The sequence below is a fragment of the Sulfitobacter sp. W074 genome, assembly GCF_025142275.1.
Classification (GTDB): Bacteria; Pseudomonadota; Alphaproteobacteria; order Rhodobacterales; family Rhodobacteraceae; genus Sulfitobacter; species Sulfitobacter profundi.
In genome coordinates this window covers 3,311,768-3,337,771 of the sequence record NZ_CP081130.1, presented here as the reverse complement: position 1 = coordinate 3,337,771, position 26,004 = coordinate 3,311,768, and the positions used below count along the sequence as shown (strand labels likewise).

Sequence of the window (26,004 nt, the reverse complement as noted above, 5' to 3'; positions counted from 1 at the left end):
AACGGCAGAACAATCCGTTTCCGAGGGGCTTACAGCCAGCGCAGCCATTTCAGAACCGCCAGCATGAGCGCGGCGAGGCCCACCATGGCAAGGCAAAGGACGGCAAAGGCGCGCGGATCGTCCACGCCGGGCATCCCGCCGACGTTCACGCCGAAAAGCCCGGTCAGAAACCCCAGCGGCAGGAACACGGCGGCGGCGATCGACAGCACATAGCCATGGCGCGCTTGGCGTTGGGCGACTTGGTTGTCGTGTTCGTCCTGTACCGTGACAATGCGCTCTTGCAGGGCGTCCAGTTCCTCCACCACGATGGCGGTGCGGTTGGCCAACTCGCGCAGCTTCATCGAATCGACATTCGGGATCAGCGGCAGGTCTAGGTCCGCCAACCGTTCCAACGCGCTGCGCTGCGGGGCGAGGTAGCGTTCGAGTTTGATCGTGCTGCGGCGGGTGACGGGCAGGTCTTTGGGCGGCGGGGTGCTGAGGTCTTCGAGGTCGGTTTCGTAGAAAGCCGTGCGGTCCGCCAGCCGCGCCACTTCGATCTGCACCCGTGCGGTCAACCTTGAGACCAGCGCTTCGAGGAAGGCCGAAGGCCGGGGCGGGGCGTTGCTCTGGGCGGCCAGCGCGCGCAATTCGTCGATGGCAAAGACCCGGCGCATCCGCACAGTAATCACCACCGCATCCGTCACCCACATCCGGACCGAGACCATCTGGTCGGCCTGCTGCCCTTCGTTCAGGTTGATGCCGCGCAGATTGAGGATCAGACCGTCCTCATATTCATCGCAGCGCGGGCGCGTTTCGGGTTGCAGCAATGCACCCGCCGGGATCTCGGGCAGGTGTTCGGCCAGCCATGGTGCCAGCGCGGGATCGGCCATGTCGAAATGCCACCAACGGTAGCGCGCAGGCCCGGTCAGTTGGGTGTCTTCGGGCACCGTGGTGGTGCCGTCATCAGATATGTCAAAGACGCAGAGGGGCATGGTCACCTATTGGCTGGCAAAAGCGGTCAGGCGATTTAGCGGGTTGCGCGCGCCGGGTGCAAGGGCGCGCGCAGTGCGGGTGCTAAAGGGCAGCAGCCAGACGTGTGCCCTGATTGATCGCGCGTTTCGCGTCGAGTTCTGCGGCCACGTCGGCACCGCCGATCACATGACAGGGGGTGCCGCTGGCCTCTAGGGTGTCGGCAAGACTGCGGTCAGAAAGTTGTCCGGCGCAGAGCACGATGGTGTCGGCCTCGATCAGCGTGGGGTTCTCGCGCGCCTCGCCGAAGGTAATGTGCAGGCCGGACCCGTCGATACTTTCGTAGTTCACGCCCGCGATCATCTTCACGTCGCGCATGGTGAGAGAGGCGCGGTGAATCCAGCCCGTGGTCTTGCCCAAGCCTTTGCCGGGCTTGCTGGTCTTGCGTTGCAGCATGGTGATCTGCCGCGCAGGTGCCGGGGGTTGCGGGCCTTCGGGGGCCAACCCGCTGCGGTGCGCACCCGGATCGGTGACGCCCCATTCGCGCATCCATTCGGGGAGGTTCAACGTGCTGCTCTCGCCGTCGTGCACCAGATGTTCCGACACGTCGAAGCCAATCCCGCCCGCGCCAATCACGGCGACACGCTGGCCGACCTTTGCCGTGCCGTTCAGCACGTCGATGTAGCTGACCACGTTGTCGCCGTCTTGGCCGGGGATTTGTGGGTCACGCGGCACAACGCCGGTGGCGATGATGACCTCGTCGAAGCCGCGAAGCGCGTCCGCCGTGGCCTCGGTCTCAAGCTGCACGGTCACGTCGTGGACCTTGAGCATGGTGCGGTACCAATCGACCAAGCCCCAGAATTCCTCTTTCCCCGCCACTTGCTTGGCGAGGTTGAGTTGCCCGCCGATCTCGCTCGCGCGGTCTATCAAGGTGACCTTATGGCCGCGCTCGGCAGCAGTAATCGCGGCGGACAAGCCCGCAGGGCCAGCACCGACCACGGCCACGGATTTCGCCGCCGCTACCGGTTCGATTCGCAATTCCGTCTCATAGCAGGCGCGCGGGTTTACAAGGCAGGTGGAGATCTTGCCGCCGAAAGTATGGTCGAGGCAGGCTTGGTTGCAGGCGATACAGGGGGCGATCCGCTCAGCCTGACCGGCCTTGGCCTTGGCAAGGAAATCGGCATCGGCCAGCATGGGCCGCGCGAGGCTGACCATATCGGCGCAGCCCTCCGCCAGCACCTCTTCGGCGACCTCGGGCGTGTTGATCCGGTTCGAGGTAATGAGCGGGATGCCCACCTTGCCCATCAGCTTTTTCGTGACCCACGCAAAGGCCGCGCGCGGCACCGAAGTGGCGATGGTGGGGATGCGCGCCTCGTGCCAGCCGATGCCGGTGTTGATGATATTGGCGCCCGCCTTCTCGACCTCTTGGGCCAGTTGCACGACCTCCTCAAAGGTCGATCCGTTGGGGATGAGGTCGATCATCGACAGCCGGTAGATCAGGATGAAATCTTCGCCCACCGTTTCGCGCACCCGGCGCACCACCTCCAGCGGCAGGCGCATGCGGTTTTCATAGGAACCGCCCCAGCGGTCTTCGCGCTTGTTGGTATGGGTGACGAGGAACTGGTTCAGAAAGTAGCCCTCCGAGCCCATGATCTCGACCCCATCATAGCCCGCCTCTCGCGCGCGCAGGGCGCAGGCGGCGATGTCGGCGATCTGTTTCTCGATGCCTTCCTCGTCGAGCTCCTTGGGCGCGAACATGGAGATGGGGGATTTGATCGCGCTTGGGGCCACGCATTCGGGGGTAAAGGCATAGCGGCCCGCGTGGAGAATCTGCATGGCGATCTTGCCGCCCGCTTCATGCACCCGCTGGGTGATGATGCTGTGGTTGTCCACGTCCTTCTGGCTGACCATCATTGCCGCCCCATGGGCCACGGCACCTTCGCGGTTCGGCCCGATGCCGCCGGTGACCATCAGCCCCACATCGCCCCGCGCCCGTGCCGCATAGAACTCCGCCACGCGGTTCCAGTCGCCGGTTTCCTCCAGCCCGGTATGCATCGACCCCATCAGCAAACGGTTCTTCAGCGTGGTAAAACCAAGGTCGAGCGGGGCAAGCAGGTGGGGGTAATCGGACATGGCTTTACCTTTCTGGGTGGGCTGGGTCACTGTGACACCATCGGAAACGGCAGGGCAAGTCACGCGAAACGCCGCGTCATCCGCGCGGCTCACGGCGGGTCAAGACAGAGGTGTTGGATGGGGCTGGGAGGGGTAGCGCTGCGCTCTATGACTGGGTCGAGCAGGCAGCGATTGCCGAAGGGCGAGGCCCGGCTGTCGACCCATGCCAGCCTCCTGATGGCGCGCCCTGCCTTTGAGGCTATGGGCTTTCGTGTTATCGCAGCAGAGCGCATCGCACGGTCAGGTGAATATCTGGACCGCTTTGAAATGGAGAAGATACTGACATGACCCCCGAAGAGATTGCCAAACTGCCCTACCGTGCTTGCGTCGGCGTGATGCTGGTGAATGCTGAGGGCGAGGTCTTTGTCGGCCAGCGGCGCGACCGGGATCAGGACGCTTGGCAGATGCCCCAAGGCGGGGTGGACAAGGGCGAGGCCGCGCCCGATGCGGCCCTGCGCGAGTTGGAGGAAGAGACCGGCATCCCCCGCGATCTGGTGCGGATCGAGGCCGAGACCTCACGCTGGCTGCCCTATGATCTGCCGCATGAACTGGTGCCCAACATCTGGAAAGGGCGCTACCGGGGGCAGGAACAAAAATGGTTCCTCATGCGTTTTCTGGGGCAGGACGATCAGGTCAATATCCAGACGGCCGAACCTGAATTCTCGGAATGGCGTTGGATGCCCGCAGATCAACTGGTCGCGAATATCGTGCCGTTCAAACGCGCGGTATACACGGCAGTTCTTGAAGAGTTTGAGGAGAAGTTATGACACGGATCATCGCCTGCGCCCTCGCCACCTTGGCCCCGCTGCCTGCGCTTGCGCTTAGTTGTCTGCCCCATTCGGTTGAGGCGACCTATCAACGTGCGGCCAAGGCCGAAGAGAGCTATGTCGTGGTGCAGGGGCGTCTGACCTTTGACGCTGCCGCCTTGCCAAAGACCGGCAAAGTCGGGAGCAACCCGCCCGAAGAGACGCCGCTCCGGGCGCAAATCAGCGGCAAGGCGTTGTCGGAAGGGGGCTTTGACGTGCCCTTTGACCAGCCGTTGATGCTCAACGTCCTGTGTTTCGGCCCGTGGTGCGGCTCTGCCGAGGAAGGGGACGTTCTGGCCTTTCTCGAACGCAAACCGGATGGGGCCTATGCACTGGAAAGCAACCCCTGCGGCGGCGACCTCTTTGGTTCGCCGAAGCCTGCAATGGTCGACAAGGTGATCGCTTGTTTCCAAGGGGCAGAGTGCACGCCGGTTCGGTGATCCGGCGGCAGTTTTTACCCTTCGCCGTTCCTACCCTTCGATCAGCGGCACTTGCGGCGCCGCATCGCGCGGCAGCAGGCCGGTCAGGCGCGGATCGTCGTCGATCTCGACCTGACGGCGAACGGGGGTGAAGCCTGAGCGCACATAAAACCCAAGCGCCTGCGGGCTGTCGTTAGTGCAGGTGTGCAGGTGCAGCCGGGTGATCGGCTGTTCCCAGGCCAGGGTGATCGCTTGGTTCATCAGATACCGCCCTGATCCACTGCCAATCAGCGCCGAGGTCAGCCCGAAATAGGCCAGTTCGCAGGTGCCATCTTCGGGGAAGTTCAGCTCTAGCAGCGCCTCGTCCTTGCCATCGCGGGTCAGTGTATAGAAGGCCCGTGCCGGGTCTTGCAGCACCGCGGTGAGAGCTGCGTCATCCAGTTTGAGCCGCCCGTACCAGAGCCAATCCATCCCGACGCGCCGGAAAATGTCGCGAAACCAGTCGAGCGTCGGTGTGACCTTCCGAAAGGTGACTCCCTCTGGCAGGGGCACCTCCCGCAGGCTGGGTTTGGCGTCCATTTCCAAATGGGTCACCACCACCGCAAGTTTGCCGGGGGGAACATCGTGAAAGCCGCTTTCAATCATCAGACCAGCCCTTCGGCCTTGAACAGGGCCATGATGTCAGTCTGGGGGCGGGGGCCGATGTGGCGGATCACCTCGCCTGCGCAGATGTTGCCCATGCGGCCACAGGTCTCCAGATCGCGGCCCGTGGCGAGACCATAGAGGAAGCCCGCCGCGAATTGGTCGCCTGCGCCCGTGGCATCCACCGGCACGACCTTTTCGACCGGCACGTCGACACGTTCCTCGCCCCGCACCAGCGTGACCCCGTCGCCCGACCGGGTGCAGACCACCAGCGGGCAAATCTCGGCGGTTTTGGCCAGCGCGGCTTCGGTATCGTCGGTTTCCCAGAGGGCGCGAATCTCGGCCTCGTTGCCGATGACATAGCCCAGATCGTTCTTGATCAGCGCGAGGAAATCATCGCGGTGACGCTCCACACAGAAGGGATCGGAGATGGCGATCCCCGCCATGCCGCCACCCGCCGTCGCCGCGCGCGCGGCCTCGCGGAATGCGGTTTTGCCGGCACCGTGGTCAAAAAGATAGCCTTCGAGGAACATCAGCTTGGCCTTCTCCGTCACCGCCTGCGGCACATCAGCCGAGGTCAGCCCGGTCGAGATGCCGAGGTAGGTGTTCAGCGACCGCTCCCCATCCGGGGTGACAAAGATCATGCAGCGCGAGGTGGGGTTCTCCCCTTCGGTCACCGGGGCGTTGACGAAATCAATGCCGATGTCGGTCATCGCCTTGGCATAGAACTGGCCCAACTCATCATCGCGCACCCGGCCGATGAAGGCGGTCTTGAGGCCCAGCGCGCCCGCGCCCGCGACGGTATTCGCGACCGAGCCGCCCGGCGTCTGCACCCGGTCTTGCATCGCTGTATAGAGGTCTTCGGCGCGGTCACGTTCGATCAATTGCATGATGCCTTTTTCGATGCCGTTCTCGGCAAGGAATGTGTCATCGGCATGGGAGATCACGTCGACGACGGCGTTGCCGATGCCAACCACTTCGTATTGGGTCATTCTGTCTTGTCCTCGTATTGGCACAGGTCACGGATGATACAGGTGCGGCACAGCGGTTTGCGTGCCTTGCAATGATAGCGGCCATGCAGGATCAGCCAGTGATGGGCATGACGCTGGAAATCAGCGGGGATGTTGTCTTCGATGGCGCGCTCGACTGTGTCGACGGTTTTGCCCGGCGCGATGCCGGTGCGGTTGCCAACGCGGAAGATATGCGTGTCCACCGCCTGCGCGGGCTGGCCCCACCACATATTGAGCACCACATTCGCCGTTTTGCGCCCCACCCCCGGCAGCGATTGCAGTGCCGCGCGAGAGTTCGGCACCTCGCCGCCATAGTCATCAACAAGGATTTGGCTCAGTTTGATGACGTTCTTGGCTTTCTGACGGTAGAGGCCGATGGTCTTGATATGGTCGATCAGCCCCTCAACCCCCAGATCCAGCATCTTCTGCGGGGTGTCGGCGATCTTGAACAACTCGCGCGTGGCTTTGTTGACGCCCGCATCGGTCGATTGCGCGCTCAACGCCACGGCCACAACCAGCGTATAGACGTTCACATGTTCCAACTCGCCCTCGGGCTCAGGCTCTGCCTGCTGGAAGCGTGCGAAGATCTCGCGGATGGTATGATAATCAAGTTGGCGGGCCATGGCTCTGGGTATGCGATGAATGACGCGGCAGGGCAAGCGGGGGCGGGCTGCGATACATTGGCGCAAGAAACGGGTCGCGCGGGGGCAGGGGCGTGGCTAATCTAGGGGCATGACACAGATCGCACAGATATCCCCCGCGCCCGAAGATCAGGGTTACCACTATCAGGTGATGCGCCGCGCCATCGCCCTGATCGACGAGGCCGAAGACCCCAAGCAACTGGACTGGATCGCCGGGGAAATGGGCATGTCCGCCGCGCATTTCCAGCGGCTGTTCTCGCGCTGGGTGGGGGTGTCGCCCAAGCGCTACCAGCAATATCTGATGCTGGATCAGGCCAAGGTCATGCTGCGCGATCACTTCACTACATTGGCGGCGGCGCATGAGTTGGGGCTATCAGGCAGCGGGCGGTTGCATGATCTGTTCCTGCGCTGGGAGGCGATGAGCCCCGGTGAGTTCGCCCGCAAAGGCGCAGGGCTGACGATCTATTGGGGATGGTTTGACAGCCCCTTTGGCCCGACACTGGTGATGGGCACCGACAAAGGCATCTGCGGCTTGGCACTTTCGTCGGAGGTGGGAGAGGACGCAGCGATGGAGGACCTTTGCAGCCGGTGGCCGCTGGCTGAGTTCGTCGAAGCACCCGACCGGCTGCGCCCATGGGTCGACACCGCGTTTGGGATGCAGAAAGACCCCGAAGCGAAGGCACCGCTCTATCTCATCGGTGCGCCGTTTCAGATCAAGGTTTGGGAGGCGCTATTGAGCATCCCGTCGGGGCAGGTGACCACCTATTCCGAAATTGCGCAGACCGTCGGCAGCCCCCGTGCCGTGCGCGCCGTAGGCACGGCGGTGGGGCGCAATCCGGTGAGTTGGCTGATCCCCTGTCACCGCGCGCTGCGCAAAAGCGGCGGTTTGGGCGGCTATCACTGGGGTCTGCCGGTGAAACGGGCGATGCTGGCCTTTGAATCCGCGCGGGCAGAAGCGCAAACTCCCCCATCTGGGCGGGTTTCTGCCGAATAAAGGTTATATGTAATGTTCGCGGGAACATTGAGTGCCTATATTGCGTTCACGTCAAGATGCCCCGCCCGAACGGGGCCCGCAAACATGAAGGCAGTAGACATGATTTCTTCGAAGATGACTTTGGCCGCCGCTCTGGCCGGCGCGATGACACTGGGTGCGTGTACGCAGCCACTGCAGCCCGGCAATGGCGATCCCAACCAGCGGACCAAGAATGGCGCTTTGATCGGTGCGGGCGTCGGGGCCCTTGCCGGTGCGATTTCCGAAGGTGACGGCAAAGGCGCCCTGAAAGGCGCTTTGATCGGCGGCACGATCGGCGCGGGCGTGGGTTACTCGCTTGATAAGCAAGAGGCCGAGTTGCGCGCCGCGATGGACAGCCGTGTGGTCATTACCAACACCGGCGACCGTCTGATCGTGACCCTGCCGCAGGATATCCTGTTCGCGACCGACAGCACCAACGTATCGCCCGCCCTGCGTGACGATCTGGCCGCGCTGGCGCAGAACGTGAACGTTTATCAGAACTCCACCCTGCAGGTCGTCGGCCACACCGACAGCGATGGCGAAGCGGCGTATAACCAGCAGCTTTCCGAGCGTCGCGCACAGGCTGTTGGCAACATCCTGCTGTCCAACGGCGTGCCGCAGCAGCGTTTGCAGACCTTTGGCCGCGGCGAAAGCCAGCCAGTGGCGAGCAACCTGAGTGCCGCAGGCAAGGCGCAGAACCGCCGGGTCGAGATCGTGATCCTGCCCAACGCGCGCTAAGCCGCGACCCGTTGGGAACGGTATTGAACCCCGGCCACTGGCCGGGGTTTTTCTTTGGCCTAGAGGTTATCGCCAACCCTAAAGCCCTCGGGGATGGCATCGCGCCCTTCGAGCAGCAGATCGGCCATCACCTCTGCCACTTTGGGGGCCATACCAAAGCCAATTTTGAACCCGCCATTGGCAATATACTGCCCCGGCCTGCCGGGCCATGCGCCCAACATTGGCGCGCGGCTGCGGCTGCGGGGGCGCAGCCCGGCCCAGCCTTCGATCACCGGCGCGTCTTGCAAGGCGGGCACCGCCGCGCGGGCCTTGGCGATCACCGCGTCAAGCTGTGCATCGGTGCTGTCGGGGCTGTCATATTCGCGTTCTGTCGTGCCGCCGACTGCCACCGTGCCGTCGAGATGCGGGATGACATGCACCCCATCGGCAAAGAGTTGCGCCGCGCCGCCTCGGTCCAGTTGCAACAGCGCGGCTTGCCCCTTGATGCCTGCGCCAACCAGACGCGGGTGATTTGTGTTGAGCGCCTCCAGCCCGGCCACGCCCGTGGCCCAAAGAACTTTGCCTTGATCCGGGCCTTCGCTGATTATCTCGACGCCCTTTGCCGCCAATGCTGCGACCAGTGCGTTGCAGCCGTGGCGCGGGTGGACGAGTGCACTCAGCGTGTCGCGGATCAGCCAGCCGGTGGGGCTTGCGGGGGCCCAAGCGTCCTCCTCGGCACGGATAACCTCCCACTGCGCGCGTCCTTGCCAAAGCGCCGCCGCCGTGGCTTCCCGTTGTCGGGCGAGGGCCAGCGCCGCTTCATCCGCGACAGGCTGCAGGCGCCCGCTGCGGATATACCCCGGCGCGACGCCTCCTGTGGCTGCGACCTCGCCCCAGAATGCCTCAGCGCTCAGAAGGCTGTCGAGTTGAAACGCTTTCTTGGCGTTCCAATTCTCTGGCACATGCGGCGCCAGCGCGCCGACGATCCCGCCCGACGCGCCTGCCGCCGGCCCGGCAGGGTCCACCACCTGCACCGATGCGCCGCGCAGAGCGCAGGCCCAAGCCACCGACAGGCCAAAAATCCCGGCCCCTCTTACGGTTACATCCACCATTGCCATTCCCCGCCAGCTTGCGCAGTGTCTGCGCGACTTCACTCCCCCTCTAGCAGGACGTACCGTGCCAGACCAGAATGCCCAGATCACGTGGCGCGAGGGCCAAGTGCCCGTCTCGACCCAGTTCGATGATCCCTACTTCAGCCTAGAGGACGGCGCGGCGGAAACGGCCTATGTCTTTCTGGCGGGCAATGACCTGCCAGAGCGTTTTCGCCCCGGTTTTCACATCGCCGAACTGGGCTTTGGCACCGGGCTGAACCTGCTGCTGGCGTGGGACGCATGGATGCGCGCGGGCCACGAAGGGCCGCTGCATTTCACCAGTTTCGAAGCCTACCCAATGCGGCCTGAGGATATGGCGCAGGCCCATGCGGCCTTTCCCGCGCTTGACGGGCGGCGTGATGCGCTGACAGCGGCGTGGGATGGCACCGGCGGCGTGTTGGAACTGCCCGGCCTGCGGGCAGAGATCATCATCGGCGATGCGCGGCAAGCCCTTCCCGCTTGGCAGGGGCAGGCCGATGCTTGGTTCCTCGACGGGTTTTCGCCCGCCAAGAACCCTGAGTTGTGGGGCGATGCTCTGATGGCCGAGGTTGCCCGTCACACCACGCCGGGCGGCACCGCCGCGACCTATACCGCCGCAGGCTTCGTGCGCCGCGCGCTTGGCGCAGGCGGATTCGAGGTCACCCGCATCCCCGGCTATGGCCGCAAACGCCACATGACCCGCGCGCGGATGCCAGCATGAGCCAGTCTAGCGTGCCTCAATCCAACAACATCCCGCTTGGCATCATGCTGATGATCGCCACGACAATGGTCTTTGCCGTCCAAGATGGGCTGTCGCGCCATCTGGCCGAGAACTACAATGTGCTGATGGTGGTGATGATCCGCTATTGGTTCTTTGCCGCTTTCGTTATCGCGCTGGCTCTGCGCAAGGCGGGTGGCATCCGCAAGGCCGCCGCGACCACGCAGCCTGCGGTGCAGATCCTGCGTGGCGTGCTGCTGTCGGCGCAGATTTGTACGATGGTGCTTGGCTTTACGATCCTTGGGTTGGTGGAAAGCCATGCTGTCTTCACCTGTTATCCACTGCTGGTAGCGGCGCTCTCGGGCCCGATCTTGGGTGAAAAGGTCGGCTGGCGGCGGTGGGCCGCGATTGGTGTGGGGTTCATCGGGGTGCTGGTGATCCTGCAACCGGGGCTGCGGGTGGTGGACCCTGCCGCCGCGATCCCGCTGGCGGGGGCGGCGATGTTCGCGGTCTACGGGCTGCTCACCCGCTATGTTGCGCGGCGTGACAATACGGCGACGAGTTTCTTCTGGACCGGCGTGACCGGGGCGGCGGTGATGACCGCCGTGGGCGTCTGGTTTTGGGAGCCGATGACACCGGGCAACTGGCTGTTGATGGGCACGCTCTGCATCACCGGGGTGACGGGCCACTGGCTGCTGATCCGCTGTTATGAGGTTGCCGAGGCGAGCGCCGTGCAGCCCTTCGCCTATACGCAGCTGATCTTTACAGTGATCATCGGCCTGTCGGTCTTTAACGAAGTGCTGCGCCCGAGCGTGGTGCTGGGCGCAGGCATGATCGTGGCGGCGGGGCTGTTCACCCTATGGCGCGAACGCCTTCAGCGTCGACCCGGTTAACTCTTCGCTAAAGGGGATCGGCAGCGGGTCTTTCCCCAGACGGGCGCGGTAGACGGGCAGGCTTTCGGTCACCCGCATCACGTAGTTCTGCGTCTCGCGGAAGGGGATCATCTCAATCCAATCGACAATGTCGATTTCACCTTTGCGCGGGTCGCCATAGGTCGACATCCAGCGGCGCGGGCGGCGGGGGCCCGCGTTATAGGCGGCTGACATCATGGATACGTTGCCGTCAAACTGCCCGGCCATCTGCGACAGGTAAGTCGCCCCAAGCCGTGCATTGTAGTCGGGGTCGGCGGTCAGGCGGTCTGTGGTGTGCTGGCTAGAGATGCCCAGATCGCGTGCCACGTCTTTCGCCGTGGCGGGCATGATCTGCATCAAGCCCCGCGCGCCGACGCCGCTTTGGACGTTCGGGTCAAACTCGCTTTCGCGGCGCGCGATGGCGAGGGTCATTTCGGTGGCCATTGGCAGGTCTTTCTCGACCAGACTGTGCAGCGCGTAATAGGGGGCGGGCACTTCCAACCCGCGCTGCGCCGCGCGTTTGCCGATCATCACCGCGAGATGCGGCTGGCCTGCGTCAATTGCCGCCTGCCCCAGCAGGGCGATGTCTTCGGGCACCAGTTGCTCTGCCAGATGGGTCCAGAACCGCTCTGCGGTGGACAGCTCACCCGAGGCTTGCAACAGCAGCCCGGCTTCGAACAAGGGCGCGCGGGCGAGCGGGGATGTTCGCCAGTCTTGGGCAGGGGCCGCGCCCGTTAGCTTTTCGTCGAAGGGAATGCCGCCCCGCTCAGCGGCCAGCAGCCCATAGAAGGATGTCTGATATTTCGCCCCCATGGCATAGGCCTTGGCAGCGCCTTCGGCATCGCCCATCGCCTCCAGCGCGCGGCCTTGCCAATAGCCGGCGCGGCCTTGGCTGATCGGGGATTCCACGGCGTTATCGTGGTTTTGAAAGTGGCCCAACGCAGTCGTTGGGTCGTTCAGAAAGCGCAGCGCGATATAGCCCGAAAGCCACTCAAGGTCCGCGTAGTTCGAGCCGTCGGTCAGGAAGTGTTGCGAGGCCAGCCGGTAGGCGGTTTTGGCGTCGCCATTGCGCATCTCGTCCCGCGCCAAGGCGCGGCGGCGGTTGGCCCAAGCGGGGGGCTGGCCCAGCCCCACAGCCGAGGTCGACTTTGCCAGCATCAATGCCTTGGCGTCATCGCGCAGCCCTTTGCGCATCCGCCACTCAAAGCGGTCATGTGCCAGCCCCGGCGCATCGGCCTTTGATGCAGGCAGGGCGTCGATCTTGGTGTTTACATCGCTTTCTAGCTTTTGCAGGGCGATGCGCGTCTCGGCCAGTGCCTTGTCGGCGCTGGAAACCAGATCGAACATCTGCCGCGCTTCGGAATGCTCGCGCTGCCAGAGCATCTCTTCGAGGCGCGCCGCGTGATGCGGGGCTAGAAGGCTGCTGTGTGCGTCAACGAACAATTCCTGACTGGTGGCGTTCATCGGCATGGTGCGCCACGCCAGAACGAGGTTCGCCTCGGCCTCGCCGCGCTGGCCGCTGTCGATCAGTGCCTTGGCATGGGCCAGCACCCCGCGCGGGGTCTGCGGGGCCATGGCCGAAAAGAAATCCAGTATGTCGTCTTGGGACTGCTTGATCACCGCCTCTTCGGTCTGCCGACGCAGATATGCCTCACCGGGCCAATCGGGCCTGCGGTTCAGAAAGTCACGCGCTTCGGCATAAGTACCCCGCCCGGCGCGCAGGCGGTGCCATTCGATCACATCGACGGCGGCCTGCCCATCGCGGGCGGCCAAGGCCGCAGCCGCGTCCCAATTGCCGCTGCGCATCGCGTCCATCGCCCAGCCCAAAGGGCGCGGGCGCTGCGCTTCCGCAGGCACGGTCAGGACAAAAACACTCATGAGAATCGCCATCAGGCGCGTCATCGCTTGCATTTCCTACGTCTCCGAGGCTAGAGCCTTGCAACATATGGCTCGGGCGACGTTTATCAAACATTAGTCCCCGCAAAAGTCTTCATCCAGTCCGGTTTCCGCCGGCCAGCACTTAAGGAGCGTGCACATGTTCAAAGGCTCTCTGCCTGCCCTCGTCACGCCGTTTCGCAACGGCGCGCTGGATCTGGATACGCTCAAGAAACTTATCGAATGGCACATCGGCGAAGGGTCGAGCGGACTTGTCCCCGTCGGCACCACCGGCGAATCCCCGACGCTGAGCCATGCCGAGCATGAGACCGTCGTCGAAGAGGTGGTCAAAGCCGTCGCTGGGCGCATCCCGGTGATTGCCGGTGCCGGGTCGAACAATACGGTCGAAAGCATCCGTCTTGCCCGCCACGCCGAAAAGGTCGGCGCCGACGCGCTGCTGGTGGTGACGCCCTATTACAACAAACCCACGCAACGCGGGTTGGTGGCGCATTTCACCGCCGTGCACGACTGCTGTGAACTGCCGATCATCATCTATAACATCCCCGGCCGTTCGGTCGTGGATATGCTGCCCGAGACGATGGGCGAGTTGGCCCAGCTGCCGCGCATCGTCGGCGTGAAAGACGCCACCGGCGATCTGGCGCGCGTTAGCGATCAGCGCATCACCTGCGGCCCGGATTTCTGCCAGCTGTCCGGCGAAGACGCCACCGCGCATGGGTTCAACGCCCAAGGCGGCGTTGGCTGTATCTCGGTCACCGCCAATGTCGCACCGCGTCTTTCCGCGCAGATGCAGGCGGCCTGCCTTGAGGGCGATTACGCCAAGGCGTTGGAATTGCAGGACCGTCTGATGCCGCTGCACAAGGCGATCTTTACCGAGCCGGGGCTGGTTGGCGTGAAATACGCCATGTCGCGGCTGGATCTCTGTTCCGACGAGGTACGTCTGCCGCTGACAGAGCTGACGGACCCGACCAAGGAACTAGTCGATGCGGGTCTGCGTCATGCCGGTTTGATGAACTAAGCCTGCTTTTTAAGCTGTGAATTTGAATGCAAGAGGGGGTGGAGACACCCCCTCTTTTGCGTTCAGCGTTTGCCGTAGTAGATGCCGACCACATGTTCCGCCTGCGCAAAGAACAGCCAGCGGGAGGTCAGCACCCCCGCCGCGTGGCTGAGCACCGCGAGGGCAGCGGCAAGGTGGTGGAACACGGGCGACAAAAGCAGCAGAAGCGGCAGCAGCACCATCAGCGTGATCGCGATCACCCGCAGCTTCAGCGCGTGTTTGCGCCCGATCTGATAAACGAACTCTCGCAGCAGGTAGTTGCTGCCTGTATGCGGCGGCTCAAAGGCGCGGACGCTGCCGATATTGCCGAGCCGCGTTGCTGTCGCGATATCGGTGCCCGAGGCCGCCAGCGCCCGATCCCCGTGCCACCAAGTGGCGATCTGCACCGCCCCCGCCAGCGCCAGCAGGACCATCGCCGCCGTCACCTGCCCCGCCAGCAGGGCACCGCCCGCGATGCTGAGCGACAGGAAATTCAGCGGCGTCATCACGCTGTGCCAGCGCGGCACCGTCTTCATCTGGGTATAGATCATCGCCGTGGTCAGCACCGTCAGCAGCGACAATGCCGCACCAAGCAGCCCCAGCGGCCAAAGCCGCGTGTCGTAAAACACCAGCCCCGCGCCATAGACCGCCATGGTGAGCAGGGCCGCTACCGAGGCCCAAGCCTCACGGCTAAGCCAACTGCTGCGCCACTGGGTGAAAGCCTTGAGCGCGCGTTCGGGATGGCCAAGGTGGAAGGTCGAAGCGATCAACCCGCCCACCGCCAGCAGATAGGCCAGCGCGAAAAAGACGAAGGCTACCCAGCCGGTCACAGTGGGCAGGCCGATGCCAAGCCACGCCAGCAGGCCAAACCCCATGCCCGACAGGCTGCTAAACAGAATAACAGAGGGTGCCGGATGCATCAGAGCTTCTCCAAAGTGCGATCAAGCCAGCCGAGGAACCCTTTTGGGCCGCTGTCGATCGGGGCGAGGAAGGGGGCCAACACGTCGATATCGCCGCTGTCCTCTGGGGCTTGCAACTGATCGCGCGGGCGGGGCGGCAGGTATTTATTGACCGGCTTGGTGCCCTGCTCGGGCATCAGGTCCACACCGCCACGCTCGGCCACCAGTTGGCTCACAGCACTTTCGGGGTCGCCCAGATCGCCAAAATGCCGCGCGCCAGCGGGGCAGGTGCGCACGCAGGCGGGCTGGCGGTCTTCTTCGGGCAAGTTCTCGTTATAGATACGGTCGACGCAGAGGGTGCATTTCTTCATCACGCCCGCGGCCTGATCCATCTCGCGCGCGCCGTAGGGACAGGCCCATGCGCAGAGGCCGCAGCCGATGCAGTCGCTTTCATTGACCAGCACGATCCCGTCTTCGACGCGCTTGTAGCTCGCCCCCGTGGGGCAGACGGTGACGCAGGGCGCGTCATCGCAGTGCAGGCAGGATTTCGGGAAGTGGACGAGTTGCGCGGCACCGGCCTCGGGCTGCACCTCATAGCTGTGCACGCGGTTGAGAAAGGTGCCCGACGGGTCCGCGCCATAGGCGTCTTGGTCCGACAAGGGCGCGCCGTAGTTCTCGGTGTTCCAACCCTTGCAGGAGATCACGCATGCATGGCAGCCGACACAGGTATCAAGGTCGATCACAAGGCCGAGTTTGCGGTCGGTCTGTTGTGGGAGCGTGGTCATGGCTGGCGGTCCTGAGGGGTCTTGAGCGGTGCGGCGCGGAGGGAGGCGGTCATTTGCCCACCTTCCACGCGATGTCGCGCGGCGCGGGCGGGACTGGGGAGCGTTGCGGCGGAATTTCCGGCTGCGCCTCGGCAGGGGCGTCGGTCTGTTCGATATGCACTTTAAGGTCGAACCACGCGGCCTGTCCGGTGATCGGGTCGGAGTTCGACCACCGCAAACCGTCGCCTTTGGGTGGCAGCAATTCGTGAATCAGGTGGTTTAGCAAGAAGCCCTTGGTCGCCTCGGGCGCGTCGCGGTCCAGCGCCCATGCGCCTTTGCGTTTGCCGATGGCGTTCCATGTCCAGACCGTTTTGGGGTTCAGGGCCGCCATCTCCATCACCGGCACCGTGATCCCTCCGTGCGGGGAGGTCACGTGCGCCCAATCGCCGTCTTGCAGCCCCTTGGCACGCATGATCGCCGTGGGCAGGTAGAGCGGATTGTGCCCGTGCAATTGCCGCAGCCAAGCGTTCTGACTGCCCCATGAATGGTACATCGCCATGGGCCGTTGGGTGAGGGCGTGGACATCATAGCCCTGCGTGCCTTCAGGGTCGCTTTCATACCAGATTGGCAGGGGCGACATGGTCTGCTTAATCCGCTCGCGCAGATGGTCGGGGGGCTGGCGTTTGCCATGCCCTTCGGCGGCCAGTTGAAAGCGCCGCAGCGGCTCGACATAGAGCGAAAACAGATAGGGCTGCGGCGCGTCATAGATGCCCATGCCGACGGCCCAATCTTGATAGGCGGCGTTCCACGGCTTGTAGTAATTCGCGCCCTCGGGGATGTGATTGACGAAGAAACCGCCGTTTTCGATATAGCGGTCGATCTGCTTGGGGTTCGGCGCCCCGCGCCCGGCGTCTTTGCCATCCTCACCGCGGAACCCGGCCAGCGGGCCGATGCCCGGACGGCGTTCGTGGCTGGTGATGTAGTCGGCGTAGTCTTTGTATTTCTGGGTGCCATCCTCGTTCACGAACCCCGGCAGGCCAAGTTTTGTCCCCAGATCACAAAGCGCCGACTGAAAGCCGCGCACATCGCGGTTGGGCTCTACTACGGGCCAACGGATCGCATCGGCGGCGGCGTCGGCCTCGCTGATCGGGCGGTCGAGCAGTGAGATACAGTCGTGCCGTTCAAGGTACGTCGTGTCGGGCAGGATCAGGTCCGCATAAGCCACCATCTCGGAGGAATAGGCGTCGGAATAGATGATCCGAGGGATGACGTATTCGCCATTCTCGTCGGTGTCGGTCAGCATCTCCATCACCCCGCCGGGGTTCATCGAAGAGTTCCACGGCATATTAGCCATATAGAGAAACAGCGTGTCGATCTTATAGGGATCGCCCGCGTGGGCGTTAGAGATCACCATATGCATCAGCCCATGGGCCGACATCGGGTTTTCCCATGTGAACGCCTTGTCGATCCGCGCGGGGCTGCCATCAGCGCGTAGCGCCAGATCGTCGGGGCCTTGAACGAAACCCAGATGCGGCCCGTCGAGCGGCGCATCGGGGGTGGCTTTGCAATGTGGTTTGGGGTGCGCCGTGGCAGGCTTGGGGTAGGGCGGTTTAAAGCGGAACCCGCCCGGCACTTCGACGGTGCCAAGGATGATCTGCAGCACATGCAACGCACGGCAGGTCTGAAACCCATTGGCATGGGCCGAGATGCCGCGCATGGCGTGGAAGGAGACCGGGCGACCTGTCATCGTCTTGTGGTGCTCGCCGCGGAAGTCGGTCCATTCGTGCTCAAGCTCAAAGGCTTCGTCAAAGGCGACGCGGGCCAGTTCGGCGGCAATGGCGCGGATGCGCGAGGCGGGGATGCCACAACGCTCGGCCACGGCTTCGGGGGTATAGTCCTCACCAAGGTATTGCTCGGCCATCTGGTGAAAGACCGGGCGGTGCGTGATGCCCGCCGTTCGGTAGGTGGCGGCAAGGTCGGGGCGCACGCCGGGCTGGTCAAAGGGGGTCAGCTTGCCGGTCTTGCGGTCGACCACTAGCGCCTTGCCGTCCGCGTTGCGCAGTTGCAGGCCATACTCGGGCGACTTCGGGTCGCTGTTCAGCAGCACCGGCGCGTCGGTGTAGCGCGCGAGGTAGTCCAAATCGATGCGCCCGGCCTTCATCAGGCAGTGGATCAACGACAGGATAAACAGCCCATCGGTGCCGGGCGTGATGCCGACCCAATCGTCGGCGATGGCGTTATACCCGGTGCGGATCGGGTTCACCCCGATGACCCGCGCACCGCGTTTCTTCAGCTTGCCCAGACCCATCTTGATCGGGTTGCTGTCATGGTCCTCGGCCACACCAAACAGCATGAACAGCTTGGTGTGATCCCAATCGGGCTGGCCAAACTCCCAGAACGCGCCGCCCATCGTGTAGATGCCCGCCGTGGCCATATTGACCGAGCAGAAACCGCCATGGGCCGCGTAGTTCGGCGTGCCGAAGGATTGCGCCCAAAGGGAGGTGAAGCTCTGCGACTGATCGCGCCCGGTGAAGAACGCCAGTTTCTCCGGCGCTTCGCGGCGCAGCGGCTCCAGCCAGTCGGTGGCAATCTGCAGCGCCTCGTTCCAACTGATGCTCTCAAACTCGCCCGAGCCACGCGGGCCGACCCGTTTCATCGGGTTGCGCAGGCGCGCGGGAGAGTTGTGCTGCATGATCCCGGCAGAGCCTTTGGCGCAGAGCACACCTTGGTTCACCGGATGGTCGCGGTTGCCCTCGATATAGGCGACCTTGCCCTTCTTCATATGCACGTTGATGCCGCAGCGACAGGCGCACATGTAGCAGGTGGTCTTGCGAACCTCGTCCGAGACCTTGGGCGACAGATCAAGCGGCGGCTGGGAGTGCGTCATGAGAGGGCGGGGTCTTTCAGCAGGGCGCGCGTTTGGCGCGCGATATGTTTCTCTTCGGCGGCGGGGATGATCCAAGAGGGAATATTTCCCGCCCAGCGAAGGTTTGCAAGAACCTTTTCCCTCACCCCGGAATCGTTTTCGCCGATGCCCCCGGTAAAGGCGATGCCGTCGATCCCGCCCATGGCAGCGATCATCGACCCCGCCTGCCGGGTGATCCAGTAGCAAAAATGGTCACGGGCGAAGCGGGCGGCGTCGCTGTCTGTTTCCGCCAATTGCCGCATGTCGGCAGTGAGGCCCGAAAGCCCCAGCAATCCGCTTTCGTGATGCAGCAGTGTTTGCGCCTCTTCCAGCCCCATGTCGCGCACCAGATGCACCACCGCACCCGCGTCAATCTCGCCCGCGCGGGTGCCCATGGTCAGCCCGCTGAGGGGCGAAAACCCCATGGTGGTGGCGACCGATTGCCCCTCACGTATCGCGCAGAGCGACGCGCCATTGCCCAGATGCAGCGCCAGCAAACGGCGGGGGAGGCCTGTGCCAGTGGTCTCGCGAAAGTTCGCGACGAGGCTTTCATAGCTGATGCCGTGAAACCCATAGCGGCGCAGGGCAGCCGTTTCGGCCCGGTCGGGCAGGGCATAGCGGCGGGCGACATCGGGGTTGGTCCGGTGAAACCCGGTATCGAATGCGGCGACCTGCGGCAGGTCGGGCATGAGGCTGGCCAGCGCGTCGATGGCCCCGAGGTGGTGCGGATTGTGCAACGGCGCAAGCGGCGCGGCGGCGGCGATGGCGGCCCGCACTTTCGGGCTGATCACACAGGTCTCGGCCAAATCCGGCCCGCCATGCACGATACGGTGCGCGGCGGCAGTGAGATCGCCGGTATCGATACCTTCCCCGCGCAGCGCCTCTAGCAGCGCGCGGAAGGCCGTCTGGTGATCCGGCAAGGCGCGCGGCTGCGCTGGTGCAGACCCGACCTGAAGCGCGCCGGTCTGGCCGATGCCCTGCGCCTCGATCCGCAAAACCTCGGTCAACCCGCCGTCAAAGACTGCCGCCTTGATAGACGACGATCCCGCGTTGACGACAAGCACCAGCGCTTGGGTCACGCCTCAGACCTGTTGCGGGCGCATGTCATCCCGGCTGATCCCGGCGACAGAAACGGGTTTCTTCATCGCGTCGCGGCGGAACGGCTCGCCCAGCTCTTGGTTCAGCAGCACCTCGATGAAGGTCGTCTTGCCCTCGTCCATCTGCGCCTTGACCGCGCGGTCCAGCGCGTCGGTCAGCTCATCCATCGACGACACTTGTACGCCCTCGACGCCACAAGCCTTGGCCACTGCGGCATAGCTCACGTCCTGCGCCAGTTCGGTACCGACGAAATTGTCGTCGAACCACAGCGTCGTGTTCCGTTTCTCCGCGCCCCACTGGTAGTTGCGAAAGATCACCATGGTCACGGCGGGCCAGTCGTCGCGGCTGACGCTGACCATCTCGTTCATCGAAATGCCAAAAGCGCCATCCCCGGCAAAGCCCACCACAGGCACATCCGGGCAGGCAATCTTGGCCCCGCAGATCGCCGGGAAACCGTAGCCGCAGGGGCCAAAGAGACCGGGGGCGAGGTATTTGCGGCCTGCCTCAAATGTCGGATAGGCATTGCCGATGGCGCAGTTGTTGCCGATGTCGGAGCTGATGATCGCCTCTTTCGGCAGGGTTTTCTGGATCGCGCGCCATGCCATGCGGGGGGACATCTTTTCCGGTTCGCGGTCGCGGGCACGCTCGTTCCATGTGGTGCCGGGATCGTCGTCCTCGTGATCCATCGAGGTCAGTTCCTGCGCCCAAGCGGATTTGGTCTGGGCGATCAGGTTGCGCCGTTCCTCGCGGCCCGCGCTGTCGCTCAGCCCGTCAAGGATCGTGCGGGCCACCTTGCCCGCGTCGCCGACGATGCCGACGCTGACCTTCTTAGTCAGGCCGATGCGGTCGGGGTTGATATCGACCTGAATGATTTTGGCGTCTTTGGGCCAATAGTCGATGCCGTAGCCCGGCAGGGTTGAAAAGGGGTTAAGCCGCGTGCCAAGCGCCAGCACCACATCGGCCTTGGCGATCAGTTCCATCGCCGCTTTCGAGCCGTTGTAGCCCAGCGGCCCGACCGACAGCGGGTGCGAGCCGGGGAAGGCGTCATTGTGCTGGTAGCCGCAACAGACAGGCGCATCGAGCCGTTCGGCCAGTTTGCGCGAGTCGTCGATCGCGCCGCCGATGACCACACCCGCGCCATTCAAGATCACCGGGAATTTCGCGTTTGAAAGCAGTTCTGCCGCCTCGGCGATGGCGGTCTCTCCGCCGGAGGGGCGCTCGAACTCGACGATGGCGGGCAGGTCGATGTCGATCACTTGGGTCCAGAAATCGCGGGGGATGTTGATCTGCGCAGGGGCGGAGTGGCGTTTGGCTTGCAGGATCACGCGGTTCAGTGTCTCGGCGATGCGGGTCGGGTCGCGCACTTCTTCTTGATAGGCGACCATGTCGCGGAAGAGGGCCATCTGCTCGACCTCCTGAAAGCCGCCCTGACCGATGGTCTTGTTGGCGGCCTGCGGGGTCACCAGCAGCAGCGGCGTGTGGTTCCAATAGGCGGTTTTCACCGGCGTCACGAAGTTGGTAATCCCCGGCCCGTTTTGCGCCACCATCATCGACATCCGCCCCGACGCGCGGGTGAACCCATCGGCCATCATGCCAGAGTTACACTCATGCGCGCCGTCGTAAAAGGTGATCCCGGCGGCGGGGAACAGGTCGGAGATCGGCATCATGGCCGAGCCGATAATGCCAAAGGCCGTGTCGATCCCATGCATCTGAAGGGTTTTGACGAAGGCTTCTTCGGTGGTCATTTTCATGGGGCGATCCTTTGGGCGTGGGGCAAAGCTTGGGGCAAATTACGGGCAGGCGCGGGGCGGGGTTAGGGCCAGAATTGGCCTAGCCCTAGGGCCAGATTAGCGCAGGCGGTCGATCTCTTCGGCGATCAGGCCAACCCCTTCGCCGATCCGTGCCGCGGGGATGGAGGAATAGGCCAGCCGGTAGTAATTCGTGGCCCTCTCTTCGCCCGCGAAAAAGGCGTGGCCGGGTTCAACCAGAACGTCCCGCGCGCGCAGGTTTTCGGCCAGTTGCGCGGTATCGACGCTTTCGGGCGCGCGCATCCAGAAGGACGATCCGCCATAGGCACCCCGGCCGGAGACGCGCAGGCCGTGCGTCTCAAGCGCCTCTTCCATGACGCGGCGACGCTCATGCAAGGCCAGCCCCATGCGACGGATCTGGGCGTCGTAATGGCCCAGAGACAGGAAATAAGCGGCAGTGCGCTGGATATGCCCCGGCGGGTGGCGCAGGACCGAGGCGCGCAGCGCGCGGGCCTCACGGATGAACGGCTCAGACCCCACCAGATACCCCAGCCGCAGCCCCGGAAAGAGCGACTTGGAGAAGCTGCCGACATAGATCACCCGCCCCTCATCATCGAGCGACTTGAGCGCGGGCGAGGCGGGTTTGAGAAAGGACATCTCGAACTCATAGTCATCCTCGACGATCAGCGCCTCAAGCGCGCGGGCGCGGGCCAAAAGCGCACGGCGGCGATCCATCGGCATGGTCGCATTCGTCGGGCATTGGTGGCTGGGCGTGGTGAAAATCACATCCGTATCGGGGGGGATCGCCTCAGGCGGGAGGCCGTCTTGATCAACGCGCACCGGGGTGATGTGGCAGCGGGACTGGCTCAGGATGCCGCTGAGCGCCGGATAGCACGGGTCTTCCAAAACGGCGCGGCGGCGTTGGGTCAGCAGCACCTGCGCTGTCAGCCAAAGCGCGTTCTGCGCGCCGAGGGTGATGAGGATCTGCTCGGGCCGGGCCGAGACGCCGCGCCGGGGCAGGATATGGCGGGCAATGAACTCGATCAGTTGCGGGTCGTCTTGGTCGTAGTAATCGGTCGTCATCGAGGTGAAGTCGCGTTGGCCCAAGGCTTGCAGCGCGCAGAGCCGCCAGTTGGCGTGGTCGAACAGCGTCGGGTCGGCTTGGCCGTAGATGAAAGGGTAGCGGTAGCTGGCCCAGTCCTGCGGTTTGGCGGCCAGCCCATTGGCGCTGAAGCGTTGGCCGATGGCGCGGGTCCAGTCGATGGCGTCATCGGCTTCGGCTTTGGGGGCAAAGGCTGGGGGCGCGGGGGCGTTGTCGGAAACGAAATACCCCGACCGCCCGCGCGAGGTGAGGTAGTCATTCGCCAAAAGTTCAGTATAGGCGATGGTGACCGTGATCCGGCTGACCCCAAGATGCGCCGCGAGCTTGCGGGTGGAGGGCAGCTTCTCACCCCGCTGGAACCGACCCGAGAGGATGCCTTGGGCGATCATCTGTTGGATCTGCTGTTGCAGGGTGCCTTGCGCATCGGGGCGCAGGAAAAAGGTTTCGACGGGCAGGGCCATGGGGCGAAGGTTAGGCTGGCCTTAGGGGGAGTTCAATCTGGCATTACCGCCTGTCGAATTTACTTCGGCGCGTTGCCCGCACTTCCGTTCACCCGGCACCTCGCCTAAAAGTGTCGCATGAGCATCTCCGCCCCTCTTTTGATCGCCGTTGACGGCGGTGGCACCGGTTGCCGCGCCGCCATTGGCACGCAGCGTGATGGCATTCTTGGCCGTGCAACAGGGGGGCGCGCCAATATCGGCAATGACCCGGACAGAGCGCTCGCAAACCTGCGCGGCGCGGTGGAAGCGGCAGCGGCCGAGGCGGGGCTGCCCCTCACGGCACTTAAGGACGCCACGGCGTTCATCGGGCTCGCGGGAATGAACGTCGCGCGGGACGAAGCGCGGCTGCGCGCGGCGCTGCCCTATGCCCGGATCCACGCCGACGATGACCGCCCCGCCTGCGTGGTCGGCGCGCTTGGCGAAGGCGTGGCGGGCTGGCTGCTGGCCATCGGCACGGGTACGATTGTGGCCGCGACCGACGGCACGGCGTATCGCTATGTCGGTAGCTGGGGGTTTCATCTGGCCGACCAAGGATCAGGCGCATGGCTGGGGCGGGGCGCGTTGGATTTTGCGTTGCAATGCCATGACCGTGTGCTGCCGCACAGCGACCTGACCCGCGCTTTGTTGGCGGATTTCGGCGATGATCCAGAGGCTCTCGTTTCCTTCAGCCTGACGGCGCAGCCCGGAGACTATGCGGCATTCGCGCCCAAGGTCATCGCGGCTGCCGAGGCTGGGGACCGCCACGCGCAGGCACTGATGCAAGAGGGGGCGGCCTACTACCTCCGCGCGTTGAAGGCGCTGGATTTCGCGCCCGGCGACCCGCTCTGCCTGCTGGGCGGGATTGGCCCGCATTACGCGCGTTACCTGCCAGAAGACCATCTGTCGGGGCTGATCGCGGCGCGCGGCACGGCGCTTGATGGGGCGTTTCATCTGGTCTGCAAGGCCGCAGCGGAAGAGGTTTTGCCATGAGCGAGATCGCGAGGGTTTTCACCGGGGCGGATATTCACGATGGAAAGCATCTGCACCACGGCAAGGTGCTGGCGCAGATGCAAGACGGCAGCCGCCGCATCCTTGCCTTTGAAGATGTGCCGCAGGGCATGCCGACAGAGCGGCTGCAGGCGGGGGTGCTCTGCCCCGGTTTCGTCGATCTTCAGGTCAATGGCGGCGGCGGGGTGATGTTCAACGACAGCCCCGATGCGGCCACCCTGCGGCGCATGGCCAAGGCGCATCGCAGCACGGGTGTCGCGGCGCTTTTGCCCACCTTGATCACCGACACGCCCGATAAAACCGAAGCGGCGATTGAGGCTGTCGCGGCTGCTATCGCCGAGGGGGTGCCGGGCATTATCGGGCTGCATCTGGAAGGCCCGCATCTGGCGCTATCGCGCAAGGGCGCGCATGACGGGGCGTTGATCCGCCCGATGGAGGGGGCGGATCTTGCCCTGATCCTGCGCGCGGCTGTGCTGCTGCCGAACCTTATGGTGACGGTCGCGCCGGAAAACACCAGCGCCGCGCAGATCGCCGCGATGGCCGAGGCCGGGGTCATCGTTTCGCTTGGCCATAGCGACGCGGATTACGAGACCTCTATGGCTGCTTTTGATGCGGGCGCGCGCTGCGTCACGCATCTGTTCAACGCGATGAGCCAGATGGGCAACCGCGCGCCGGGATTGGTCGGGGCGGCGCTGGCGCGAGACGGGGTTCACGCGGGGCTGATTGCCGATGGCATCCATGTGCATCCCGCCAGCATGCGCAACGCGCTGGCGGCCAAGGGCGAGGGGATTTTCCTCGTCAGTGATGCCATGGCGACGGCGGGCTCTGATATCGCGGGCTTCACGCTCAACGGGCGCGAGGTTTATCGCGCGGACGGGCGGTTGGCCTTGGCGGATGGTACCCTGGCGGGGGCGCACCTAGCGTTGGGCCGCGCGGTCCGCACGCTGACCCATGCGGTGGGAGAGCCGTTGGAGACCGCTTTGGCGCGGGCGATTTCGGGGCCGCTGGCACTGTTGCGCGATGACATGGGTCTGGGCCGGATCGAAAGCGCGGGCCAACCTTTGCTGCTGTTCGACCCCGAAAGCGGTGCGGTGGACCTGCTCGCCTAGCCTGCGACAAGCCGCCAGAAGAACACCGCGCTCATCCCAAAACCGATGGCGGCGATTAGGCAGCGCACGGTCTGTTTCGGCAAGGCCCGCGCCAGCGGCGCCCCGGCATAGCCCCCCGCCGTGGCGGCCAGCATCATCAGCAACGCCTGCGGCCATGCGACCAGCCCGGCCAAGGCAAAGACCGCCACGGAAATCGATGAGAGCACGAAGCTCAGCCCGTTCTTGAGCCCGTTCATCCCGTGCAGGTCGGTCATCCCCCAAAGCGCGAATAGGGCCAGCAGAACGATGCCCAAGCCCCCATTGAAATAGCCGCCATAGACGCTGACCGCGAACAGGCCGAGCGTGCCTTCGGGTGTGACGGCGCGGGCATGGGACGCGGCAAAGGCGCGGATGCGGTCGCCCAGCAGGAAGGCCAGCGTCGCCGCGAGGAGCAAGAAGGGCACGACAATCGAAAAGGCCGCGTTGGACGAGACCAGCAGCAGGCCCGAGCCAACCACACCGCCCGCCAGCGTGATGAGGCTAAGCCGCAGCAACCGCTTGCAGTCAAAACCGCCCAATTCATCGCGAAAGCCGAAAGCCCCGGCAAGGTAGCCGGGAAACACCGCCACGGCACTGGTGGCATTGGCCGCCACAGGCGGCATCCCGGTAAAGACCAGCGCCGGAAAGGTCAGAAAGGTGCCGCCCCCTGCGATGGTGTTCAACACGCCCGCGCCAAAGGCCGCGATCAGCAAGATCGCGATATCGCTTAATGTGGTCATTGTCCCTCCCCACGCCATGCGGCGCTTGGAACCCTGTTAGGATCAAATCACGGCGATGCCAAGATGGGGGGGAGGCACG

General features: G+C 64.3%; 24 protein-coding genes. 10 read left to right on the top strand and 14 right to left on the bottom strand.

What is annotated here, in order from left to right; translation table 11 throughout:
* Nucleotides 1-29: 29 nt before the first annotated feature.
* Both K3762_RS16675 and K3762_RS16670 read right to left on the bottom strand, forming a co-directional pair.
* Nucleotides 30-971, bottom strand: a complete 942-nt coding sequence (locus K3762_RS16675; protein WP_132443847.1) for a zinc transporter ZntB — start codon at nt 969-971, stop codon at nt 30-32.
* Nucleotides 972-1,053: 82 nt separating this feature from the next.
* The gene (locus tag K3762_RS16670; RefSeq protein WP_260010621.1) at nt 1,054-3,081 is read right to left on the bottom strand and encodes an NADPH-dependent 2,4-dienoyl-CoA reductase; all 2,028 of its coding nucleotides are present in this window, start codon (nt 3,079-3,081) and stop codon (nt 1,054-1,056) included.
* Between the two features lie 171 nt (nt 3,082-3,252).
* On the opposite strand from K3762_RS16670, the gene K3762_RS16665 reads away from it, so the two are divergent.
* Genes K3762_RS16665 through K3762_RS16655 form a run of 3 tightly spaced genes read left to right on the top strand, consistent with a single transcriptional unit; the run spans nt 3,253 to nt 4,366 of the window.
* The gene (locus tag K3762_RS16665; protein WP_162931885.1) at nt 3,253-3,408 is read left to right on the top strand and encodes a hypothetical protein; all 156 of its coding nucleotides are present in this window, start codon (nt 3,253-3,255) and stop codon (nt 3,406-3,408) included.
* On the top strand, nt 3,405-3,887 hold the full coding sequence (locus K3762_RS16660) for an RNA pyrophosphohydrolase (RefSeq protein WP_132443845.1): 483 nt from the start codon (nt 3,405-3,407) through the stop codon (nt 3,885-3,887). The genes K3762_RS16665 and K3762_RS16660 overlap by 4 nt, the downstream gene beginning before the upstream one ends.
* The gene (locus K3762_RS16655) at nt 3,884-4,366 is read left to right on the top strand and encodes a hypothetical protein (protein WP_067629283.1); all 483 of its coding nucleotides are present in this window, start codon (nt 3,884-3,886) and stop codon (nt 4,364-4,366) included. Before K3762_RS16660 ends, K3762_RS16655 begins: the two co-directional genes overlap by 4 nt.
* 30 nt (nt 4,367-4,396) lie before the next feature.
* Here the strand turns inward: K3762_RS16655 and K3762_RS16650 are convergent, their stop codons facing one another.
* From K3762_RS16650 to nth, 3 genes are read right to left on the bottom strand one after another with little or no spacing between them, the layout of a single operon-like run.
* A complete protein-coding gene (locus tag K3762_RS16650) occupies nt 4,397-4,990 on the bottom strand; it encodes a GNAT family N-acetyltransferase (RefSeq protein ID WP_132443844.1) in 594 nt (197 codons plus the stop codon).
* Nucleotides 4,990-5,979, bottom strand: a complete 990-nt coding sequence (locus K3762_RS16645) for an adenosine kinase (protein WP_132443843.1) — start codon at nt 5,977-5,979, stop codon at nt 4,990-4,992. The genes K3762_RS16650 and K3762_RS16645 overlap by 1 nt, the downstream gene beginning before the upstream one ends.
* Nucleotides 5,976-6,620 (bottom strand): endonuclease III, encoded by a 645-nt coding sequence (gene nth, locus K3762_RS16640; protein WP_132443842.1) that lies wholly within the window; start codon nt 6,618-6,620, stop codon nt 5,976-5,978. Before nth ends, K3762_RS16645 begins: the two co-directional genes overlap by 4 nt.
* Before the next feature lie 109 nt (nt 6,621-6,729).
* On the opposite strand from nth, the gene K3762_RS16635 reads away from it, so the two are divergent.
* Together K3762_RS16635 and K3762_RS16630 are read left to right on the top strand one after the other, a co-directional pair.
* The gene (locus K3762_RS16635; RefSeq protein WP_067629274.1) at nt 6,730-7,632 is read left to right on the top strand and encodes a bifunctional helix-turn-helix domain-containing protein/methylated-DNA--[protein]-cysteine S-methyltransferase; all 903 of its coding nucleotides are present in this window, start codon (nt 6,730-6,732) and stop codon (nt 7,630-7,632) included.
* Nucleotides 7,633-7,731: 99 nt separating this feature from the next.
* The gene (locus K3762_RS16630) at nt 7,732-8,388 is read left to right on the top strand and encodes an OmpA family protein (RefSeq protein WP_067629273.1); all 657 of its coding nucleotides are present in this window, start codon (nt 7,732-7,734) and stop codon (nt 8,386-8,388) included.
* Between the two features lie 59 nt (nt 8,389-8,447).
* Here K3762_RS16630 and K3762_RS16625 read toward each other — a convergent pair whose 3' ends face one another.
* Nucleotides 8,448-9,479, bottom strand: a complete 1,032-nt coding sequence (locus K3762_RS16625; RefSeq protein WP_260010594.1) for an FAD-binding oxidoreductase — start codon at nt 9,477-9,479, stop codon at nt 8,448-8,450.
* A 64-nt stretch (nt 9,480-9,543) separates the two neighbouring features.
* Here K3762_RS16625 and mnmD point away from each other — a divergent pair, with 64 nt between their 5' ends.
* Together mnmD and K3762_RS16615 are read left to right on the top strand one after the other, a co-directional pair.
* Nucleotides 9,544-10,218, top strand: a complete 675-nt coding sequence (gene mnmD / locus K3762_RS16620) for a tRNA (5-methylaminomethyl-2-thiouridine)(34)-methyltransferase MnmD (protein WP_132443840.1) — start codon at nt 9,544-9,546, stop codon at nt 10,216-10,218.
* Nucleotides 10,215-11,108, top strand: a complete 894-nt coding sequence (locus K3762_RS16615) for a DMT family transporter (protein ID WP_120351998.1) — start codon at nt 10,215-10,217, stop codon at nt 11,106-11,108. Before mnmD ends, K3762_RS16615 begins: the two co-directional genes overlap by 4 nt.
* Here K3762_RS16615 and K3762_RS16610 read toward each other — a convergent pair.
* On the bottom strand, nt 11,073-13,037 hold the full coding sequence (locus K3762_RS16610) for a transglycosylase SLT domain-containing protein (RefSeq protein ID WP_206054271.1): 1,965 nt from the start codon (nt 13,035-13,037) through the stop codon (nt 11,073-11,075). The two genes, K3762_RS16615 and K3762_RS16610, sit on opposite strands and share 36 nt — an antisense overlap.
* 124 nt (nt 13,038-13,161) lie before the next feature.
* Here K3762_RS16610 and dapA point away from each other — a divergent pair, with 124 nt between their 5' ends.
* Nucleotides 13,162-14,037, top strand: a complete 876-nt coding sequence (dapA, locus tag K3762_RS16605) for a 4-hydroxy-tetrahydrodipicolinate synthase (protein ID WP_067941085.1) — start codon at nt 13,162-13,164, stop codon at nt 14,035-14,037.
* Nucleotides 14,038-14,099: 62 nt separating this feature from the next.
* Here the strand turns inward: dapA and K3762_RS16600 are convergent, their stop codons facing one another.
* From K3762_RS16600 to K3762_RS16575, 6 genes are all read right to left on the bottom strand, one after another.
* A complete protein-coding gene (locus K3762_RS16600) occupies nt 14,100-14,975 on the bottom strand; it encodes a DmsC/YnfH family molybdoenzyme membrane anchor subunit (protein WP_132443838.1) in 876 nt (291 codons plus the stop codon).
* On the bottom strand, nt 14,975-15,739 hold the full coding sequence (locus K3762_RS16595; RefSeq protein ID WP_120351996.1) for a 4Fe-4S dicluster domain-containing protein: 765 nt from the start codon (nt 15,737-15,739) through the stop codon (nt 14,975-14,977). The genes K3762_RS16600 and K3762_RS16595 overlap by 1 nt, the downstream gene beginning before the upstream one ends.
* A gap of 49 nt (nt 15,740-15,788) precedes the next feature.
* Nucleotides 15,789-18,605 (bottom strand): molybdopterin oxidoreductase family protein, encoded by a 2,817-nt coding sequence (locus K3762_RS16590; protein WP_132443837.1) that lies wholly within the window; start codon nt 18,603-18,605, stop codon nt 15,789-15,791.
* Nucleotides 18,602-19,702 carry an acetate/propionate family kinase gene (locus K3762_RS16585; protein WP_132443836.1) on the bottom strand — a complete coding sequence of 367 codons (1,101 nt, stop codon included), beginning with the start codon at nt 19,700-19,702 and terminating at the stop codon, nt 18,602-18,604. Before K3762_RS16585 ends, K3762_RS16590 begins: the two co-directional genes overlap by 4 nt.
* A 3-nt stretch (nt 19,703-19,705) precedes the next feature.
* The gene (gene xsc / locus K3762_RS16580) at nt 19,706-21,472 is read right to left on the bottom strand and encodes a sulfoacetaldehyde acetyltransferase (RefSeq protein ID WP_260010592.1); all 1,767 of its coding nucleotides are present in this window, start codon (nt 21,470-21,472) and stop codon (nt 19,706-19,708) included.
* A gap of 96 nt (nt 21,473-21,568) precedes the next feature.
* On the bottom strand, nt 21,569-23,032 hold the full coding sequence (locus tag K3762_RS16575; protein ID WP_132443834.1) for a PLP-dependent aminotransferase family protein: 1,464 nt from the start codon (nt 23,030-23,032) through the stop codon (nt 21,569-21,571).
* 117 nt (nt 23,033-23,149) lie between these two features.
* Between K3762_RS16575 and K3762_RS16570 the strand changes: the two genes are divergently transcribed.
* Complete coding sequence (locus tag K3762_RS16570) at nt 23,150-24,040, top strand: BadF/BadG/BcrA/BcrD ATPase family protein (RefSeq protein WP_132443833.1); 891 nt, start codon at nt 23,150-23,152, stop codon at nt 24,038-24,040.
* Nucleotides 24,037-25,167 carry an N-acetylglucosamine-6-phosphate deacetylase gene (gene nagA / locus K3762_RS16565; RefSeq protein ID WP_260010588.1) on the top strand — a complete coding sequence of 377 codons (1,131 nt, stop codon included), beginning with the start codon at nt 24,037-24,039 and terminating at the stop codon, nt 25,165-25,167. Before K3762_RS16570 ends, nagA begins: the two co-directional genes overlap by 4 nt.
* Here nagA and K3762_RS16560 read toward each other — a convergent pair.
* Nucleotides 25,164-25,925 (bottom strand): sulfite exporter TauE/SafE family protein, encoded by a 762-nt coding sequence (locus K3762_RS16560; protein WP_260010585.1) that lies wholly within the window; start codon nt 25,923-25,925, stop codon nt 25,164-25,166. The genes nagA and K3762_RS16560 overlap by 4 nt on opposite strands.
* Nucleotides 25,926-26,004 lie beyond the last annotated feature (79 nt).